General features: G+C 64.3%; 17 protein-coding genes. 5 read left to right on the top strand and 12 right to left on the bottom strand.

Annotated features, from left to right (window positions below; genetic code table 11):
• The first annotated feature begins 89 nt into the window (after positions 1–89).
• Complete coding sequence (locus AC4D14_RS06220) at positions 90–968, top strand: alpha/beta fold hydrolase (protein WP_490900806.1); 879 nt, start codon at positions 90–92, stop codon at positions 966–968.
• Between the two features lie 18 nt (positions 969–986).
• Here AC4D14_RS06220 and AC4D14_RS06215 read toward each other — a convergent pair whose 3' ends face one another.
• Positions 987–1478 (bottom strand): MarR family winged helix-turn-helix transcriptional regulator, encoded by a 492-nt coding sequence (locus AC4D14_RS06215; protein WP_490900804.1) that lies wholly within the window; start codon positions 1476–1478, stop codon positions 987–989.
• A 212-nt stretch (positions 1479–1690) separates the two neighbouring features.
• Here AC4D14_RS06215 and AC4D14_RS06210 point away from each other — a divergent pair, with 212 nt between their 5' ends.
• From AC4D14_RS06210 to AC4D14_RS06200, 3 genes are read left to right on the top strand one after another with little or no spacing between them, the layout of a single operon-like run.
• Entirely contained in the window at positions 1691–3184 is a 1494-nt protein-coding gene (locus AC4D14_RS06210; RefSeq protein WP_490900802.1) for an MFS transporter, read from the top strand.
• A 35-nt stretch (positions 3185–3219) separates the two neighbouring features.
• Positions 3220–4554, top strand: a complete 1335-nt coding sequence (locus tag AC4D14_RS06205; RefSeq protein WP_490900800.1) for an FAD-binding oxidoreductase — start codon at positions 3220–3222, stop codon at positions 4552–4554.
• A gap of 37 nt (positions 4555–4591) precedes the next feature.
• A complete protein-coding gene (locus AC4D14_RS06200; protein ID WP_490900799.1) occupies positions 4592–5362 on the top strand; it encodes an SDR family oxidoreductase in 771 nt (256 codons plus the stop codon).
• A 43-nt stretch (positions 5363–5405) separates the two neighbouring features.
• Here AC4D14_RS06200 and AC4D14_RS06195 read toward each other — a convergent pair whose 3' ends face one another.
• From AC4D14_RS06195 to AC4D14_RS06175, 5 genes are all read right to left on the bottom strand, one after another.
• The gene (locus tag AC4D14_RS06195) at positions 5406–6926 is read right to left on the bottom strand and encodes a CYTH and CHAD domain-containing protein (protein WP_490900797.1); all 1521 of its coding nucleotides are present in this window, start codon (positions 6924–6926) and stop codon (positions 5406–5408) included.
• 135 nt (positions 6927–7061) lie between these two features.
• Positions 7062–7775: a VOC family protein gene (locus AC4D14_RS06190; protein WP_490900795.1), complete on the bottom strand. Its 714-nt coding sequence runs from the start codon at positions 7773–7775 to the stop codon at positions 7062–7064.
• Between the two features lie 123 nt (positions 7776–7898).
• Positions 7899–9155 (bottom strand): formamidase, encoded by a 1257-nt coding sequence (fmdA, locus tag AC4D14_RS06185; protein ID WP_490900793.1) that lies wholly within the window; start codon positions 9153–9155, stop codon positions 7899–7901.
• Between the two features lie 42 nt (positions 9156–9197).
• Positions 9198–9488 carry an FmdB family zinc ribbon protein gene (locus AC4D14_RS06180; protein WP_490900791.1) on the bottom strand — a complete coding sequence of 97 codons (291 nt, stop codon included), beginning with the start codon at positions 9486–9488 and terminating at the stop codon, positions 9198–9200.
• A 32-nt stretch (positions 9489–9520) separates the two neighbouring features.
• A complete protein-coding gene (locus AC4D14_RS06175; RefSeq protein ID WP_490900790.1) occupies positions 9521–10156 on the bottom strand; it encodes an AmiS/UreI family transporter in 636 nt (211 codons plus the stop codon).
• Between the two features lie 511 nt (positions 10157–10667).
• Here AC4D14_RS06175 and AC4D14_RS06170 point away from each other — a divergent pair.
• The gene (locus tag AC4D14_RS06170) at positions 10668–11060 is read left to right on the top strand and encodes a nuclear transport factor 2 family protein (protein ID WP_490900788.1); all 393 of its coding nucleotides are present in this window, start codon (positions 10668–10670) and stop codon (positions 11058–11060) included.
• A gap of 99 nt (positions 11061–11159) precedes the next feature.
• On the opposite strand, the gene AC4D14_RS06165 is transcribed toward AC4D14_RS06170, so the two are convergent.
• From AC4D14_RS06165 to AC4D14_RS06140, 6 genes are all read right to left on the bottom strand, one after another.
• Positions 11160–11729 (bottom strand): GNAT family N-acetyltransferase, encoded by a 570-nt coding sequence (locus tag AC4D14_RS06165; protein WP_490900787.1) that lies wholly within the window; start codon positions 11727–11729, stop codon positions 11160–11162.
• A gap of 55 nt (positions 11730–11784) precedes the next feature.
• The gene (locus tag AC4D14_RS06160; protein ID WP_490900785.1) at positions 11785–12507 is read right to left on the bottom strand and encodes an AAA family ATPase; all 723 of its coding nucleotides are present in this window, start codon (positions 12505–12507) and stop codon (positions 11785–11787) included.
• 61 nt (positions 12508–12568) lie between these two features.
• On the bottom strand, positions 12569–13240 hold the full coding sequence (locus tag AC4D14_RS06155) for a GntR family transcriptional regulator (RefSeq protein ID WP_490901512.1): 672 nt from the start codon (positions 13238–13240) through the stop codon (positions 12569–12571).
• A 120-nt stretch (positions 13241–13360) separates the two neighbouring features.
• Entirely contained in the window at positions 13361–14356 is a 996-nt protein-coding gene (locus AC4D14_RS06150) for a transketolase family protein (RefSeq protein WP_490900784.1), read from the bottom strand.
• Complete coding sequence (locus tag AC4D14_RS06145) at positions 14353–15252, bottom strand: transketolase (protein WP_490900783.1); 900 nt, start codon at positions 15250–15252, stop codon at positions 14353–14355. The genes AC4D14_RS06150 and AC4D14_RS06145 overlap by 4 nt, the downstream gene beginning before the upstream one ends.
• Before the next feature lie 26 nt (positions 15253–15278).
• Positions 15279–16616 carry an MFS transporter gene (locus AC4D14_RS06140; RefSeq protein WP_490900781.1) on the bottom strand — a complete coding sequence of 446 codons (1338 nt, stop codon included), beginning with the start codon at positions 16614–16616 and terminating at the stop codon, positions 15279–15281.
• Between the last annotated feature and the right edge of the window lie 10 nt (positions 16617–16626).

Raw genomic sequence — 16626 nt, 5'->3', positions numbered from 1 at the left:
AATGGCGGGCGCAGGACGCCGTTGAGAAGCCGTTGAGTCGGCGGTGCGAGCCTTGGGCTGCACGTTGCTCCCCAACCAAGGAACCCCCGATGACCTCGATGATTGAAAATTTCACCTACCAAAAAGTGACAGTGGCCGCTGATGTGCAACTGAACGTTGCCGCGGCCGGCTCCGGCAGCCCCGTGGTGCTGCTTCACGGATTTCCCCAGACCCACCTGATGTGGCGGCACGTAGCCGCCGACCTGGCCAAGGACCACACGGTCATCTGCCCGGATCTCCGGGGATACGGTGACAGTGATAAGCCGGCCGAGACCAGCCCCGCCGTGTACTCCAAGCGGACAATGGGCGAGGACATTGTCGCCCTGGCCGCCGCACTGGGCCATGGACAGTTCGCCCTCGCGGGGCACGACCGCGGAGCCCTGGTCGGCTTCCGCGCGGCAATGGACCACCCCGACTCCGTGACGCACTTCGCCAGCCTCGACGTCCTGCCCACGCTCGACATGTGGAACGTCCTGCACGGACAGTCCGCCGCGGTCGGGTTCCACCTCTACCTCATGGCCCAGCCCGCGGGCCTTGCCGAGGAGATGATTTCGAACAGCGCCGATACCTTTTTCTCCTACTTCCTTGACGTGTGGACGAAGGACCCCGAAGCGATCCCGGCGGACATCCGGGCGGCATACCTTAGTGCCAGCGCAAATGCAGTGCCGTCCATCGTGGCTGACTATCGGGCCTCCGCCGGCATCGACGTGGTGCACGATCAATCGGATCTCGATTTCGGCAACACGCTTGGAATGCCGGTCACCGTGATTCAACAGGACTGGGGTTCCGCGCTGGGATTTGATGCCTCGGCGTTGTGGAAGGCATGGGCACCGGACCTCGAACATTTCAGCACCCAGGCCGGTCACTTCATGGCCGAGGAAACCCCGGGCGACATTGCGCAGTCCATCCGCGACCTGCTCCTGCGATAGGTCGCATCCCGCACCCCCTCAGGGCTGCGGATCGGTGGTCGGCGCAGGAGCTGCGGCGAGTTCGGCCCCGTGCCGCAGCAGGGTTTCGAGCGCGTCGGCAAGGTTGTCGACCTGCTGGTCGGTGAGAGCGTCGGCGAACCACTTCTGTGCCGACCGCAGGTGCGGACCAAGGGCACGCCGGTAGGCCGTGCGCCCCTCGTCGGTGAGTGCGATGAGGGAGGCACGGCCATCGGTGCCGTCGCTTGCCGTTTTTGCCACCAACCCGCGCTTTTCCAGTCGACGGAGCTGGTGCGCGAGCCGGCTCGAATCCCATCCGATGGCGCGGGCGCACTCGGACGGGCGAGCAGTGCCCTGCGGGGCCATCGACAGATGGGCCAGGACGGTGAACTCAGCCTCTGAAAGCTTCGCGTCGCTCCAGAGATCGCGGCCTACCTCACGCCGGAGAAGTTCGGTGACGTCCTGAAGCTTTTCCCACGTACGGAGCTGGCGATCCGTCATATTCGCTGACATATCAGTAATTTTACATGCGAAGCGGCCGCCGACCGGGAGCGGGTGCGGGGGGCCTGCCGGGAGCGGGTGCGGGGGGCCTGCCGAGGATTTGGGTATTGCTGACGCATCAGCTAAAGTCGTATCTGATTGCTGACGCATCAGCAATGTCAGGCCCGGCAACCCTCCCTCCGCCCCCGGCGGCCGGAGCGTGCGGCACCCCCGAAAGGCTTCTCATGGCTTCCACCCAACAACCGATCCCGGGCACCAGCGCTGGTGCGCCGCCGGCCGCACAAAAGGGCCAAGGTCCGAAGCCAGGAGCGGTCCTCACCCTGCTTGCGGCGGCCCAGTTCGTTGTGGTGCTCAATGCGAGCAGCATCAACCTGGCACTGCCGGACCTGGCAGGCGACCTCAAGGCGTCGGCGTCCCTGTCCGTCTGGGTGGTTTCCGCCTACCTGCTGACCTTCGGCGGGCTGCTGTTGTTCGGGAGCCGCCTGGGCGATGTCATCGGCCGGCGCCGGATGTTCCTCATCTCGGTCGGACTGTTCGGCGCGGCGGCCGTGGCCGGCGGGCTTGCGCCGACGGTCGAAACCCTCATTGCCGCACGTGCAGTCCAGGGTGCTGCCGCTGCAGGGCTGGCCCCGACGGCGCTCTCGCTCCTGACGACCCTGTTCACGGATCCCGCCGCCCGGCGCCGTGCCATCGGCGTGTGGGGAGCGGTGGCCAGCTCCGGCGGCGCTGCCGGCGTTCTTGTGGGCGGCGCCTTCACCGCGGCCTGGGGCTGGCGTGCGGTGCTGCTGGTCAACGTCCCCATCGTTGCGCTGATGCTTGCAGCCATTCCCCTGCTGGTACCCGCGGTGCCACGAGGAACTGCGCAGCGTCTGGATGCCTCGGGCGCCGTGCTGTCCTTCCTGGGTATTTCCGCACTGATCGGCGGCCTGACCGTGGGAAGTGAGCAGGGATGGCTGTCGCCGACCGCTCTTGGTCTGCTGGGCAGCGGAGCCGTCCTCGTCGTTGCGTTCATCGTCACCGAGCGGGGCAAGCCGGCGCCGCTGATCCCTCTGCATCTGCTCAAGCGATGGCCGTCGGTGAGCGGGAACATCGGCATGGTCCTCATCGCCGTGGCCTTGTACCCAACGATGCTGCTGCTCTCGCTCATCCTCCAGGGAACCCTCGGTTTCTCACCGATCGGCGCAGGCCTGATGATGCTGCCCATGTCCCTGGCCACCATTGTGGCCGCGTTGTTCTCGCCGCGGCTTGTCGGGGCCAAGGGCCCCCTTACCGCACTGTTCACCGGACTTGCCCTGCTCGGGCTGGCCACGGGGGCGCTGGCCCTAGCTGCGGCGGTTGGAGCACCGTCCGGCATCTTCGTCCCCGCGATGGTGGCCTTCGGCGCAGGAGTCGGCATTGCAGTGACCTCCGCGACAACGCAGGCCCTTGCCGGTGCCACCCCCCGTGAGGCCGGATCCGTCAGCGGTCTGATCCAGACAGCGCAGCAGCTCGGCGGGGCGGTGGGGCTCACTGTCATCGGCGCGATCGCGTCCGCAGTGACGGCCTCCCTTCCAATGACAGGGCAGGGCGCGGTCGACACCGGCTACGGAGTAGCACTCGGCGTGGCCGCCCTCATCGTCCTCGGTGGGCTGCTGGCACTTGCGGCGCGGCAACGACGCTCGAGGCCGGCCGCACCGGACCCGACCCACCAGCCGGTCGCATCCCGCTCACAGGGCTAGGACGATTCCCCGTTCTCCCAATGACAGGAACAATCATGAACTCAATTCCCGCACGTGAAGAGACCCAGGGCATCAGCCGTTCGTCTTTTCCCTCTTCCCTTCAAGAAAACCTGGTCCTCCCTCCGGACCGGCAGTACGGGCGGCTTCGGCACACCTACTCCTACCGCGGATCCCCCGCCGCGGTGGTGAGCCTGCGGACACCCGACGACGTCGCTGCCGCCCTAGCGTATGCGACGTCGACAGGGCTCCCGCTCAGTGTCCGCAGCGGAGGCCATGGCATCAGCAGCGCCTCCACCAATGACGGAGGGATCGTTCTGGACCTCTCAGCAATGAACAAGGTCGAAGTCCTCGATCCCGGGTCCGGGCGGGTGCGTATCGGAGCCGGAGCTCGGTGGGGTGATGTTGCCCGGGCCCTGTCACCCTTCGGTCTGGCGATCAGTTCGGGTGACTCGGGCGACGTCGGCGTGGGCGGGCTTGCTACGACCGGCGGGGTCGGCCTGATGGGACGCAAGCACGAGCTGACGATCGACTCAATGACGGCAGCCACACTGGTGACCGCTGATGGAACCATCCGGAATGCGAGCTCGACCGAGAACCCGGACCTCTTCTGGGCGATCCGCGGAGCCGGCGCCAATTTCGGCGTTGTCTCCGAATTTGAGTTCACCGCCTCCCATGTTCCCGGAGTCATTTCCACCACCGTCAAGTACGACACGTCTGACACAGTCGGTTTCCTGCAGAAGTGGGGAGGCGCAGTCGAAGGCGCACCCCGGGATATCACGGCGTTCCTCTACCTGTTCGCCGGACAGGACGCCGGCCTCGCCACCATCGTCTATGCGGGGCTGGACACCGACGCGGCACAGCGGTCCCTCGCACCGTTCCTCGCCCTGGCCCCGATCCTCGGCGGGCGCTCCCAGGCCGAGCCCTACGCGGCGCTGGTCGCGCCCTCGAACGCGCCGCATACCGGTGCGGTGTCGCTGCAGACCCGAAGCGGCCTGGCGGCTCATCTGGACGCCCCCATCGCCGTGCGGCTCGCCGGGATGCTCGCCAACGGAACCGCGGCCATGCTGCAAGTCCGCGCGGTTGGCGGGAGGATCAACGACGTCGCCACCGGCGCCACGGCCTATGGGCACCGGCACCAGAATTTCTCGATCTTCGCGGGAGCCGAACCGGCGCGCCGGGGCGAACTTTGGCGCGAGTGGGCAGGACTCCACCCCCACCTCGACGGGCTTTATCTCAGCTTCGAAATGGACAAGGACCCACGCCGGCTCCATGACGCCTTCCCGCCCGCAACCCTGGCCCGGCTCCGCCAGCTCAAGGCGACCTACGATCCCACCGGGCTCTTCGACAAGAACTTTTCACTCACCGATTGATTCCATCGCACTCTCACGAAAATCCAGAAGGACGATCATGAACACCCTCAACCAGCCAGCATGGGCCCGCCCTGAGACCGACCTCACGGGCAGGACGGTGCTCGTTGTGGGAGGCGCCGGCGGCGTCGGCGAAGGCGTCGTCCGGATCCTCCTCGAATCGGGCGCGACGGTCGTGGCAGCCGGCAGGAGCCGCACCCGTCTCAACGAACTCGCTTCGCGGCTCCCCTCGCCGCGCCTGCACCTCACGGTGCTTGACGGGCTGGCGGACAACCTGGACGAGGCAGCGGCGGTCGCCGTGGCCGAGCACGGACAGTTCGACGGCGTCGTCGTAAGCATCGCGGCGTGGGGGGACCAGGGCCGCAAACCCCTGCTCGCCTTGACCGATTCCGAGTGGGACGCCCTCGTCGCGGCGAACCAGACGAGCGTGTTCCGCCTGTACCGTGCGCTCGTCCCCGCCATCGCCACGGGCGGTGTGCTCGTGCAGCTCAACGGGCTCAGCGCCGATCTGCCCTTCCCCGGTGCCGGCGGCGTCGCGCTGACTGCGGCGGCGACCAAGTCGCTCACGCGCACCATTGCTGCCGAACTTGCCGGGCGCGGTCCGCGGATCCATGAGGTGATTCTCGGCGTCGTACGCACCCGGGCACGGCAGCGTGCCGGGGTTGACGACCCGCGGTGGATCGACGGCACCGAGGTCGGAACGCACATCGCCGAGCTCGTCGCGGGCACCAGTCCGCTGACCGGAACGACGCTTCAGTACTTCGCCGACAAGGCCGCGGGCCCTTCGGGCACCGCGCCGGAGCTGCCCTGAGCCGGCGCCCTGCCCGGGCCGACCACAGCCCACCCCGCTGATGCTATTTCTTCAGGGAAGGGGGACGGAAGATCTTCCATTCGCGGCGGAACTTGACCTCGATTTCACTGGCGAGGGATTGTTCAAGGGCGTGGAGACGGCCAAAGCTGAAGCCGTTTTCGCCCTGCAGAAAGGCATCAACACCGAGGCGGCGCAGCAGGTCGCGGGTGACGACGCTGTCTTGATGGTCACCGAGGATTTTCTGCACGCCATGGGCGGCGTCGGCCAGCTGCGCGGTCCGCCCCGGGTTGACCGGAGCGGCCGCTTCGGCGGCGTAGCGCAGGCGTTTAGCTTTCTTGCGTGCCTGGTGCAGAGCCGTATCGCCGCCGGTTCCGGCCGGATGCTCATGTGCCTTCCGGACTGCCTTGCGCAGCCGTTTGACGTCGCGCCTGACCAGCCTTGGAATCACCTTGTGTGCGCGTCCCGACGCCAGCGGCGTCAGGGCGGGGGCGGCCAACAGGGCTTCGAGGGCGTCAAGCAGGCGGAAATACCGTTGTCCGTTCAGTGCCTCGACCACCCCGGTGTGTGCCTTTTGGTAGTCGGCTCCGAGCTGCAGATCGATTCTGCGGGTGACAGGACCCATGACCAGTTCGACGGGTTCGGCAGCGACCAGGTCCTTGAGCCGTTCATGCATGACTTCGGCGTCCCGGGCTTCACCGAGCAGGCCGGCCAGCCACTTCAGCTCCTGGCGCAGGCGATTCACCGCATCGGTGTCCTCGAGCAGTCCACGGTAGGTCGCCAGCACCGAGCGCATGCGCCGGGTGGCGACCCTCATTTGGTGGATCGCGTCGTGGGCGTCCAGCCGCACACGGGGATCCTGATCCTTCAGCGCCTGCACCTGCTCGCGAAGGTATGCGAGCAGGACGTCGGCCGCGGAAGCCCCGGGTTCGGGGGCCGGCGGAGCCTTGGTGCCGGGGTTGAGGCGTGGGCCAAGGGCACGTGCCAGCTTGGAACCGTGACCGGCCGGCCGGACGCCGGCGGCGGCAAGGAGCTCCTGCCCGGCCTCGAGCAGTTCCCGGGATCCGTCGACGAGTTCGAACTCCCACTCCCGCCAGTGCTGTGCTGAACCTTTCGGGGCGAGCGTCTGCGCCTCAACCCGGTCATCACTGAACTCGGCCAGGACGCCGTCGTCTTCGCCTCGGAGGCGGTACACGGTGCGCCGGGTCAGCAGCCGCACCACCGGAACCAGTGCTGTGTCCCTGATATGGACGCGGATCAATCGCAGCAGCGGTTCTGGGACGCCATCGGTCTCCTCTCCCAACGGCTCGCGGTACTCACGCCGTTCATCCGCGGCCAGGGGAAGCTTCAAATGCCAGCCTGCGTCGCCGCCGCCGGTCCGGCGCCGCAACGTGATGCGCCCCAAGGCCAGGACCAGATCCTCGGTGTCGAAGTACGTGGCCTCAAGCCGGTATTCCACCAGCGGGTCGACCCGGGCAACACCGGGCAGGTTCAGCAGAGGCGGGACCGCGGTCCCGTCCCCGACGTCGTACTTCCGCTCTATTTCCACCATCGACGTGGAATCCATAGCCGGAGTTTACCTACACGGCCCCGGAATATGTCAGAAACAGGATGGTTGCCGTTGAATGCCTGTTTTCCCTGTCCGCGGCCATGCGCAGGGCACGGCGAAGCCTCGGCTAAACACCGACAATTCGTCGATGCCTTATGGCCGTGCCTCCAGCACGCACAGCTCGTTGCCCGAGGGATCGGCATAGATCCGCCACGGCAGTTCACCCCAGCCCGGGTGGAGCTCGCGGCCCCCGCGCTCGGCAATGCCTGCCGCGACCGCGTCCGGATCGTCGCCGGCCTCAAGTCGAATGTCGAGGTGAAGCCGGTTCTTCTCCCGGCCCTTTGGCGACGGTTCGGGGCATAGCTCAAGCAGGGGACCCCGCAGCGATGGGTGGCGCAGGGAAGCGTCGGGCCCTTGAACCCAGCCTGTCAGCCAGGACCAGAACTCCGCGTCGCGGTCTGGATCAGCGGAGTCGAGAGGCATCGCCGCGATCGGTCCGGTGTCAGAGTATGCCGCCCGGTCCTCCATCACGCAGCAGGGATTACCCTCGGGGTCGGCAAGTACCACCCAGGGCACATCTCCCTGGCCGATGTCCAGGTGCCGTGCGCCCAGGCTGAGCAACCGATCGACCTCGTCGGCCTGTCGCGCGCCGCCGAGGAGGTCGAGGTGGAACCGGGGAGCTCGACCGGGAAGCGTGTCGGTGACGCGCTGGAAGCACAGGTCGAGCACGGGTCCGCCTTCAATGGTCAGCCGGGTCTCGAAGGCATCAGACTCGTCTGTGAGCCGTTCACCGCCGACCGCCGCCTCCCAGAACCGGCCCAGTCGCTGCGGCTCGGCTGCGTCAAAGACAAGGTTCTCAAGATACATGAACCACACCGTAAGCCCGCGGACGACGTCATTCCAAGCCATCGTGGAGCGCGCCCCGCAAAACTGCTGGGAAAACACCAGTGCCAGCGGCATGCCGCTGGCACTGGTGTTTCCGGGCTCTTCCTAGGTGTTGTTCGACTTCGGCGCACCCATACCGCGGTTCACCTGGTGCGGCCCTGCGGCGGAGGGGCGCACGTCAAAGTCAAAAATCGCCGTCGGGATGTAGACCGTCGAGCACGAGTTGGGAATGTCCACCACTCCGGACAGCCGGCCCTCGATCGGCGCCGACCCCAGCAGCAGGTATGCCTGCTCTGGGCTGTAGCCGAACTTCGTCAGGTAATCGATGGCGTGCAGGCACGCGCGCTGGTAGGACAAGTGCGAGTCGAGGTAATGCTGCTTGCCATCCAAGGTCACTGACGTGCCGGAGAAGGCAATCCACTCGCTGTAGCGGGGATCAACATTGCCTGGCATGAAAATGGCGTTTTCGCTCACGCCATAGGTATCCATGCCGCCCTTGATGACATCGACCCTGAGGTCAATAAAGCCGCCCATCTCGATCGCGCCGCAGAAGGTGATTTCGCCGTCGCCCTGGGAGAAGTGAAGGTCACCCAGTGACAGGTTCGCGCCGTCAACAAAAACCGGATAGAAGATGCGCGTGCCCTTCGACAGGTTCTTGATGTCCTGATTGCCGCCATTCTCCCGGGGAGGTGCCGTGCGGGCGGCCTCCCCCGCCACCCTGTCGAACTCCGACGCCGCCAGGCTGCCGAGCACCGCCTCCCGCGGTTCTGGCGGCAACGCGAGGGGCGGTACGCGGTTGGGATCCGTGGCGATCAGGTCGCCTTCGCGCTGGTTCCACTTCGCCAGCAGTTCGGCGGAGGGAGCCGTGCCCATGAGACCGGGGTGGATGAGACCCACATAGGACACCTCGGGCACGTGCCGCGACGTTGCGACCTGGCCGGTGAAGTCCCAAATGGCCTTATAGGCGTCGGGGAACTGGTCGGTCAGGAATCCGCCACCATTGTTCCGCGCAAAAATACCGGTGTAGCCCCAGCCCTGTCCGGCCAGAGGACCGGAGTCCTCCTGCGGAATCGGCCCGACGTCGAGGATGTCGACGACGAGAAGGTCGCCTGGTCTCGCTCCTTCGATTGCGAACGGCCCGCTGAGCTTGTGGACGGTGAGCAGCGGGGCGTTGAGGATGTCGTCCGCGGAGTCGTCGTTGACGATAGCGCCGTCGAACCATTCACGGCAATGGACCCTGAAAGAATCCCCTGGCCTCACCGTAGCGACCGGCGGAATTTCCGGGTGCCACCGGTTGTGTCCGATTTTCTCCTGATCTTCGAACTTCTTTGTGGAATCGAGTGGAAATATGACCTCAGGCATTTCAAATCCTCCAATTATCTAGATCTGGCCGCACGCCGTGAGCTAGGGCCGTGGCAGTTTCCTATGAAGCGGATTAGACGAGTGGGGCTGGGTCCTGCGTGCACCCGTCGATGGCAGCGCCCCGTTGACCACCTGCGGCTCCGATGCACTGCGGTGTGTTGAGTCGATGAGCTGAAAGGCCGCCGTGCCCGTCCGGGAGAGGTGGGGTGCGCTGATTTTCCGCCGGGCGGGCTGCCCGCACTCGGGGCAACTCTGGAGCTCAGATGCTGCACCCATTGGGCGAATGACTTCAAATGCTGCGCACTGGGGACAGAAATACTCATAGATTGGCATAGGGCAGGCCTTTCTTTTCGGAAATCCGGTTTTCAGGCAGGCGAGACCGCCGCACCCTCCTGCGACGTCCTTCCGCGCGGGATGCCTTTCCGCCCCAGGAAGAATCCCGCCGCCAGGGCAGCAACCGCAGCAACGGTCACCAGGAGGGCAAGCCCAGTGTTCGTTTCGTATCTGCCCACCAGAAGGAAGAACGCTGGAATCGTCCCGGTGATGTGCGCCACGAAGATCGTGAACCAGCCGGTGGGGTAGGTCAGGGATTCCCTGCCCAATCCCAACAGGAGGAAGAAGAGGAACCAGAGAACGGCCCACGTCAGCCAGATGACGCCGAAGACGGGGTCCCCCACGAGGGTGAATTGGAGGGCACCGATCACTACGGCACAGATGGCAACAAATAGCGAGAACCAGCCCAGGCCTTCCCCGCTGATTCCAGTTATCTGAAGTATCCCAACGTAGAGATATGTGAACCCAAAGAGATACAGGCCAGCAGCCCCGAAAATGGTGGGCAGGTCGTTATTTGCCTGAATGAGGATGATCGTTGGAAAGACAACCTGCATCACCCCAACGAAGAAATTGAGGATGGCCGCGGATTTGCCCGGGACTAACCCGATAAGCATGAGACCGTTAATAAAAAGAACTGCGCCGACGTATAACAAACCAACACTGCTCATGGCGCGCTCCGTCGCGATAAGAAGAGTGGATACTTGATATAAGAACGCTATTCCCTCCGCCTCGGCGTTGATCGGGAAATAGCAAGCGAGATCAGAAGAATGAACTTGTGACGGCGACGTTAGTCTTGCGTGTTGTTAGTGTCAACACTTCCTGAGCGCTTCCGATCCAGGGCCCGGACCGAGCCCCAGAGTGCGGGCCGACGTATATAATTCGCCATCGACATTTTTCACCGAGTGTTGGCCCTTGGCCGGCGGCGGTTGTCCGGTGCGGGCTCGCCGTCCGGCGCGGGCTCGCCGCGCTGGACGCGGCGCATTTCCCGCACAGCTCAGAGTAATGGACAATTGAGACAAGAACGCATCTGTCGTGCTGCGCCCGGCAGCAGACGACCTCCTGAGAGCCTGCAGTACTCAACCCCGTTTGCCATGGCCGATTGCGCCTGGTGAACGGCCCGGGACCCGCCATCAGGAGGCGTTCCCCCACCAACGCCGGTTATCTTCAAAGGAAATCCCCATGAGCAACGACATTTCCGCCATCGCCGAAACAATCTACGAGCGCCTCTGCTCCGGATTCACCAACGGTGACTGGGACGCCTTCTTCGCCTACGTCGAGGATGAGCTCCCCGTCGCCTGGCCCACCGAGCCCGGAGCCGGAAGCTATACCGGCACCGAGGGTCGCCAGTTCCTCGAGCAGCAGCTGCGCTTCTTCGGCGGCGAGCACCGGCTCACCGACATCACCCGGACGGCCACCACGATCGCCGGGGACACGGTGTTCTTCGAAGACATCAGCCGCGGCGAAATCCTCGGCGCGCCGTACCACGCCCGCCACTGCGTCATCCTGACCATCCGCGGGAACAAGGTTGCGGGTTTCCGCGAATACGTCGCCCAGCAGCCCGCCGAGTCCTAAGCGTTTACTGCATGCCCCGGGGCCACCGCTCCGGGGCATGCAGTGTCACTACCTAGCTTTCCGTCTCACACAGTCCCGGCTTGCCTTCCGCCGGGCCGGTTATCGCCGTTCGCCCGTCGAGCGCCACTCATGTCGGAGGATGGCGTAGAGGACGGTGTTGACCCATTGGCCTCCGCACTGTTTCTCCTCGATAAAATGACCCTCGAGCCGCATCCCGAGGCGTTCCATTCCTCGTCGAGAGGGGACGTTCATCTCGTCCGCGCGGCCAATCACCCGGTGAAGCCCCAGGCTTTCGAATGCGGCACCCAGGACGGCGGCTCCGGCCTCCGTGGCGTATCCCTGCCCAATAGCGTGGGCGGAAAGGATCATGCCGATCTCGCCCTGATCAACGACGTCGGGTGCGAGCCGCAGGAGGACATCGCCAATGAGTTCGCCGGAGGACGCCAGCTCGATGCCGAGGAAGCGGCGGTCTCCGGGATTTCGAAGATCGACCTCCGCCGCGCGTTCGGCATACCAGGCCCGATAGCCGCCCTGTGCCATTGGTGGATGCGCGAGGAAACGGCTCAGGTGCGGATCTCCCCGGTACGCCATCACCGCTTCTTCGTCGTCGAGCGTCAGCGGCCGCAGGACCAAACGGGAGGTGCGCAGGACTAAATCAGCATCAGGCATACAACCAAAGCTATCGGCACGGTTGGTCCCGGGCGTGGCGGCGCGGCTTCGACCGTTACAAGTGTTTGAGGTAGCGGTGCGGTGCAGCGAGGAACCGCTGCCAGTTGGTCACGAGATCAAGGTCGCCCCATTCGCGGGGCCGGTAGCCCCAGTCCCCAAGTTCCAGGATCTGCGCACCAGGCAGTGCGGCGAGCAGCGGTGAGTGGGTGGACATGATCACCTGGGACTTGCCTGTGGCAATTACCTCCTTAAGGAGTCCCAGCAGAGCCAGGCATCCGGAGAAGGACAGCGCTGATTCCGGTTCGTCAAGGACCCATAATCCAGGCCCCCTGAAGCGGTCGCCCACAAGCTCCAGGAACGATTCGCCGTGGGACATCTCGTGGAAGGCGATGTCCCGTCGGCTCAAACTTGGGTTCGCCTCGAGATAGCTGTAGAAACCGTGCATCGTTTCTGCGCGCAGGAAGTACCCACGTCTCGCAGCACCGGCGTTACGTATCAGCTGCAGGTGCTCAGCGAGGATGGATTCAGTGATGCGAGTGCTGTGCCGGGCCCCGGTCGATCCCCCTTCCGGCGAGAGCCCGTATGCCAAGGCGACCGCTTCGATGATCGTGGACTTGCCCGATCCGTTCTCTCCCACCAGCACGGTCGCAGGTCCAAGGAGGATCCCCTCATCGATGAGCTGGCGGACCGGCGCCAAAGTCGCCGGCCATTTGCTCCGATCCAATCGGTTCGCCGCCTGCTCACCCACTCCGCGTAGGGGATATTGCCGAAGTCTCATGGGCCAGTCTGACATGGACACACTGAGCCCGCTGCAGGGATCGGCACGCCTGCAACAGGAGTTACGCGCTGTCCCCAACCAGGCTTTGGGTTGTCTCCCGCATGTGTTCTTCGACCGCGTGTATGGCGTTAGTCGGGTCTCCGGTCTTGATGGCTTGCACGATTCCGGCATGTCGGTCGGCGCTCATGTTGCTGAGCGCTTGATCGACACCGGCGTACATGATGCTCATCCGAATGGATCCTTCGAGCGACTTCCACGAATGCATCAGGGTCTTATTGCCGGTGAGTGCGCAGAGCGTCTGGTGGAAATTCAGGTCTGCCTCGATGCGCTCATCGAGCGTCCCATCGCCTGCTTCCTCCATCCGTCGAATTCCCTCCTCAAGCTCGGCGACTGCCTCTTCCCGGTCGCCCCGGTCGGCCAGCGTGCGGGCAGCCAATGATTCCAGGGCGGAACGCACCTCGAAGATGTCCTGTACATCAGCAGTGTCGAGATGCCGGACGGCGAGCCGGCCCCGGGCCCCTGCTGAGATGAGTCCCTCCTGCTGCAACTGCCGCATGGCTTCCCGAAGTGTTCCACGGCTGATCTGCAGTTTCTCCGACAGGTCGGTTTCCACGAGGTGGGTTCCGGGCGCCAACTCCCCTGTGGTGATCGCGCGCCGGAGGGCCGCCAGGGCCTGCTGACGCAGATTGCTTCTTTCAAGTCCGCCGAGAATCAGAGGTGGTGCTGCCGTCATGACCAATCGCGCCCTTCAGAGAGGATCATTGTCGACAACTACCTGTCGACAATGATGATCTTACGCACAGGATTGCCGTCGCGCAGGCTCTACTGCGCAGAAGAATGACCTCCCGATGCCTCAGGAGAGTTCTTTAAGGACCCTCTGGACGATTCGGCTGGTAGACAGGCCGTACCTTTCATGCAGCGTGGGCAGGGCACCGGCGTCCAAGAAACGGTCCGGAAGTGCGATTGGAACGATGCGTCGTCCGCTTCCGTTGCGAACGGCGACGCCGGCCACGGACTCGAAGAGGCCCCCGACCTCGCTGTGGTTCTCGAGCGTGACCACGAGGCGGTCCTGCCGCAGTTCATTGAGGATGGCTGGACTGTCGAATGGTTTGATGGTGGGCGAGTGGACCACAGCCACATCGACGTGATGGTTGGCGAGTTCCTCGGCCGCCTGCAGTGCCCTCATTGTCATCAGGCCGCTGGAGATGAACAGCACGTCCCTGCCCGGGCGCAACTCCTTGGCCTTGCCGAGTTCGAACGTGTAGTCATACTCGTCAAGGACGGTCGGTACGTTGCCCCTCAGCAGCCGCAGATAGGTTGGCCCCTTCGATGCAGCCAACTGAGGGACGGCCTGCTCGATGTCAAGAGAGTCGCACGGATCAACAATAGTGAGGTTGGGCATTCCGCGGAAGATTGCCATATCTTCCGTTGCCTGGTGGCTGGGGCCGTAACCGGTGGTCAGGCCCGGCAGCCCTCCGACGATGTTGACGTTGAGATTCGGCTCCGCGATGTCCAGGCACAGGAAGTCGTAGGCGCGGCGTGCGGCGAAGACCGCATAGGTGGAGGCGAAGGGAATCATCCCCGTTTCGGCCATGCCTGCGGCGGCTCCCAAAAGGAGCTGCTCGGCCATTCCCATCTGGAAGAAGCGTTCCGGAAATGCCTTCGCGAAAATGTGCATGTCCGTGTATTTGCCGAGGTCTGCAGTGAGGCCAACGATCCGCGTGTCAGCTTCAGCCGCTTTGACCAACGCATGACCGAACGGCGCCGGGGTGGTCTTCTGGCCCGGATCGGCGAAGGACGCGATCATGGCGGAGGTCTTGAGTTTCGGTGTGGAGGTGTTCGTGCTCATTTTGAAGTGCCTTTCGCGTGTCCTTCGGAGAGCTGGTCCCTGCAGAGCTGCCATTCGTGCTCCTCAATGCGCATGAAGTGCGCTTTCTCCCTTTGCTCGAGGAGAGGAACGCCCTTGCCGACCTTCGTATCGCAGAGGATGACCGAAGGCTTGCCGACTGCGTCCGCCTGGGCGGCTATATCGTCCAGCGCCGCTAGGAGGGCGGCTGCGTCGTTGCCGTCGACGCGCTGGGTGAACCAGCCGAAGGACGCCCATTTTTCCTCGGCCGGCTCAATACCGAGGACTGTTTTGGTTGCACCATCGGCCTGAAGCGCGTTCATGTCCACAAGTGCGGTCAGGTTCCCCAACTGGTGGTGATGGGCACCCATTGCCGCCTCCCAGGTTGACCCTTCATCGAGTTCCCCGTCGGAGAGGAAGTTGAAGATCCGGGCAGAGGCGCCCTGCAGTCGAGTCCCCAGGGCCATCCCGACCGCGACGGTCAGTCCGTGCCCAAGGGATCCGCCGGAGATTTCCATGCCGGGGGTGTAGGAGGCCATGCCCGACATGGGCAGCCGTGACTCGTCCGATCCGTAGGTTTCAAGTTCACTGACGGGCACGATTCCCGCTTCGGCAAGGGCAGCGTAGTGGCCGATGGCGTAGTGCCCGGTTGAGAGGAGGAACCGGTCTCTTCCACTCCAGTGGGGGTCGTCCGGGCGGTAGCGCAGTTGATCGGCGTAGACGGACGCAAACATGTCCGCGGATCCGAGTGCCTGGCCGACGTAGCCCTGACCTTGTACTTCACCCATGTTCAATGCATGGTGGCGGGCCCGGTAGGCGGATTCTTCAACCTTCCTCACTCGTGCCGTGAATTCTTCAGGGGAGGCGGGGGTGGTCGTAGTGGCAGTTGAAAGGGTCATGGCTCGCTCTTTCTGAGGAGTTTGAGTTACACGTGCTGGGGAAGCGGTGCGGTTTTTTCTGCTTCGGCCGCAAGCTGGCGTTCTCTCGTGCCCCATGTCTCGCGGGTGACGAGTGCCGCCACCAGGCCGATGACGGCAAAGGTGGAAAACAGCAGGGCAGGGCCAAGCCAGCCCAGGCGGATGAAAAGGAGGGTTGTGATGAACGGGGTGAACCCCGAGACCATCGCGGAGATCTGGTAGGCCAAGGAGGCTCCGGAAGCCCTCATCTTCGCCTGGAAGAGTTCGGGGAACCATGCTCCCTGCGCTCCGGCGAGGGAGTTCTGGCACACCGCGTAGGAAATGACGATGGTGATGATGACGCAGATGAAGAGGCCGGTATTGGCCAGAAGGAACATCGGGATGCCAAACAGCGCGGCAAAGGCGCAGGACCAGATGTAGAGGGGGCGTCGTCCGATGCGGTCGGTCAGCCGGGCCCAGCCCATTGTGGCAAAGATTCCAATCGCCGAAGCGATGCAGAGCGCGGTGAGCGTTTCCGTTTTCGTCGCCAGTTCCGCGGTGTGGAGATAGGAAATCATGTAGGTCACCGCCACGGCGTATCCAGCTGTTTCCGCGACTCGCAGCGCAATGCCTCGGACGATGCTGCGCCAATCCTGCCGGATCACCTGCACGATGGGGAAACGGACAATATCACCGTGCTCCTTCACGTCCTCGAAGACGGGTGATTCAGGAACCTTCGACCGGATGATGAGGCCGACAACGACGAGTACGATGCTGGCCAGGAACGGAATCCGCCATGCCCAGTCGCCTATCAGATTGGCGCTTGAGAGGAAGACGAGGTTCGCCAGCAGCAGGCCAACGGGGAAGCCCGCCTGGACAATGCCCGTGTACTTTCCCTTGGATTTCCAGGGGGCGTGTTCGTAGCTCATCAGGATCGCGCCTCCCCACTCGGCTCCGAAAGCCAGACCCTGAATGATCCGGACGATTACCAGCAGAATTGGCGCGAGGACTCCAATCGTGGCGTACGTCGGCAGGAGGCCGATCGCGAAGGTCGCCAGGCCCATGATGATCAGCGACGCGACGAGGACCGGTTTGCGTCCGACCTTGTCGCCGAGATGACCGCCGATGATGCCGCCAAGCGGTCGGGCGGCGAATCCCACGCCCAACGTGGCAAAGGAGGCCAGGGTCGCGGTCACCGGGTCGGCACCCGGGAAGAAGGCCGGACCGAAATACAGCGCAGCGGCAGTACCGAACCCGATGAAGTCATAGGTTTCGATGACTGCCCCGACGCCTGATCCGATGGCGACCTTGCGGGCGTCTTTGGTCCCGTTGACGGGACCTCGCATCTGCAGAGCTTCCTTGCTCATGGGAATCCTT

It is taken from the genome of Arthrobacter sp. TJ-254, assembly GCF_058269175.1.
This window is presented reverse-complemented; position numbering and strand designations above follow the sequence as displayed.

Bases quoted from the DNA above. Each gene is read 5' to 3' on its own strand.
- AC4D14_RS06205 (WP_490900800.1), top strand. From the start codon at position 3,220: ATGAACTCAATTCCCGCACGTGAAGAGACCCAGGGCATCAGCCGTTCG.
- AC4D14_RS06210 (WP_490900802.1), top strand. From the start codon at position 1,691: ATGGCTTCCACCCAACAACCGATCCCGGGCACCAGCGCTGGTGCGCCG.
- AC4D14_RS06165 (WP_490900787.1), bottom strand. From the start codon at position 11,729: ATGCCTGATGCTGATTTAGTCCTGCGCACCTCCCGTTTGGTCCTGCGG.
- AC4D14_RS06200 (WP_490900799.1), top strand. From the start codon at position 4,592: ATGAACACCCTCAACCAGCCAGCATGGGCCCGCCCTGAGACCGACCTC.
- AC4D14_RS06220 (WP_490900806.1), top strand. From the start codon at position 90: ATGACCTCGATGATTGAAAATTTCACCTACCAAAAAGTGACAGTGGCC.
- AC4D14_RS06175 (WP_490900790.1), bottom strand. From the start codon at position 10,156: ATGAGCAGTGTTGGTTTGTTATACGTCGGCGCAGTTCTTTTTATTAAC.
- AC4D14_RS06160 (WP_490900785.1), bottom strand. From the start codon at position 12,507: ATGAGACTTCGGCAATATCCCCTACGCGGAGTGGGTGAGCAGGCGGCG.
- AC4D14_RS06195 (WP_490900797.1), bottom strand. From the start codon at position 6,926: ATGGATTCCACGTCGATGGTGGAAATAGAGCGGAAGTACGACGTCGGG.
- fmdA (WP_490900793.1), bottom strand. From the start codon at position 9,155: ATGCCTGAGGTCATATTTCCACTCGATTCCACAAAGAAGTTCGAAGAT.
- AC4D14_RS06140 (WP_490900781.1), bottom strand. From the start codon at position 16,616: ATGAGCAAGGAAGCTCTGCAGATGCGAGGTCCCGTCAACGGGACCAAA.
- AC4D14_RS06180 (WP_490900791.1), bottom strand. From the start codon at position 9,488: ATGCCAATCTATGAGTATTTCTGTCCCCAGTGCGCAGCATTTGAAGTC.
- AC4D14_RS06150 (WP_490900784.1), bottom strand. From the start codon at position 14,356: ATGAGCACGAACACCTCCACACCGAAACTCAAGACCTCCGCCATGATC.
- AC4D14_RS06190 (WP_490900795.1), bottom strand. From the start codon at position 7,775: ATGTATCTTGAGAACCTTGTCTTTGACGCAGCCGAGCCGCAGCGACTG.
- AC4D14_RS06155 (WP_490901512.1), bottom strand. From the start codon at position 13,240: ATGACGGCAGCACCACCTCTGATTCTCGGCGGACTTGAAAGAAGCAAT.
- AC4D14_RS06215 (WP_490900804.1), bottom strand. From the start codon at position 1,478: ATGTCAGCGAATATGACGGATCGCCAGCTCCGTACGTGGGAAAAGCTT.
- AC4D14_RS06145 (WP_490900783.1), bottom strand. From the start codon at position 15,252: ATGACCCTTTCAACTGCCACTACGACCACCCCCGCCTCCCCTGAAGAA.
- AC4D14_RS06170 (WP_490900788.1), top strand. From the start codon at position 10,668: ATGAGCAACGACATTTCCGCCATCGCCGAAACAATCTACGAGCGCCTC.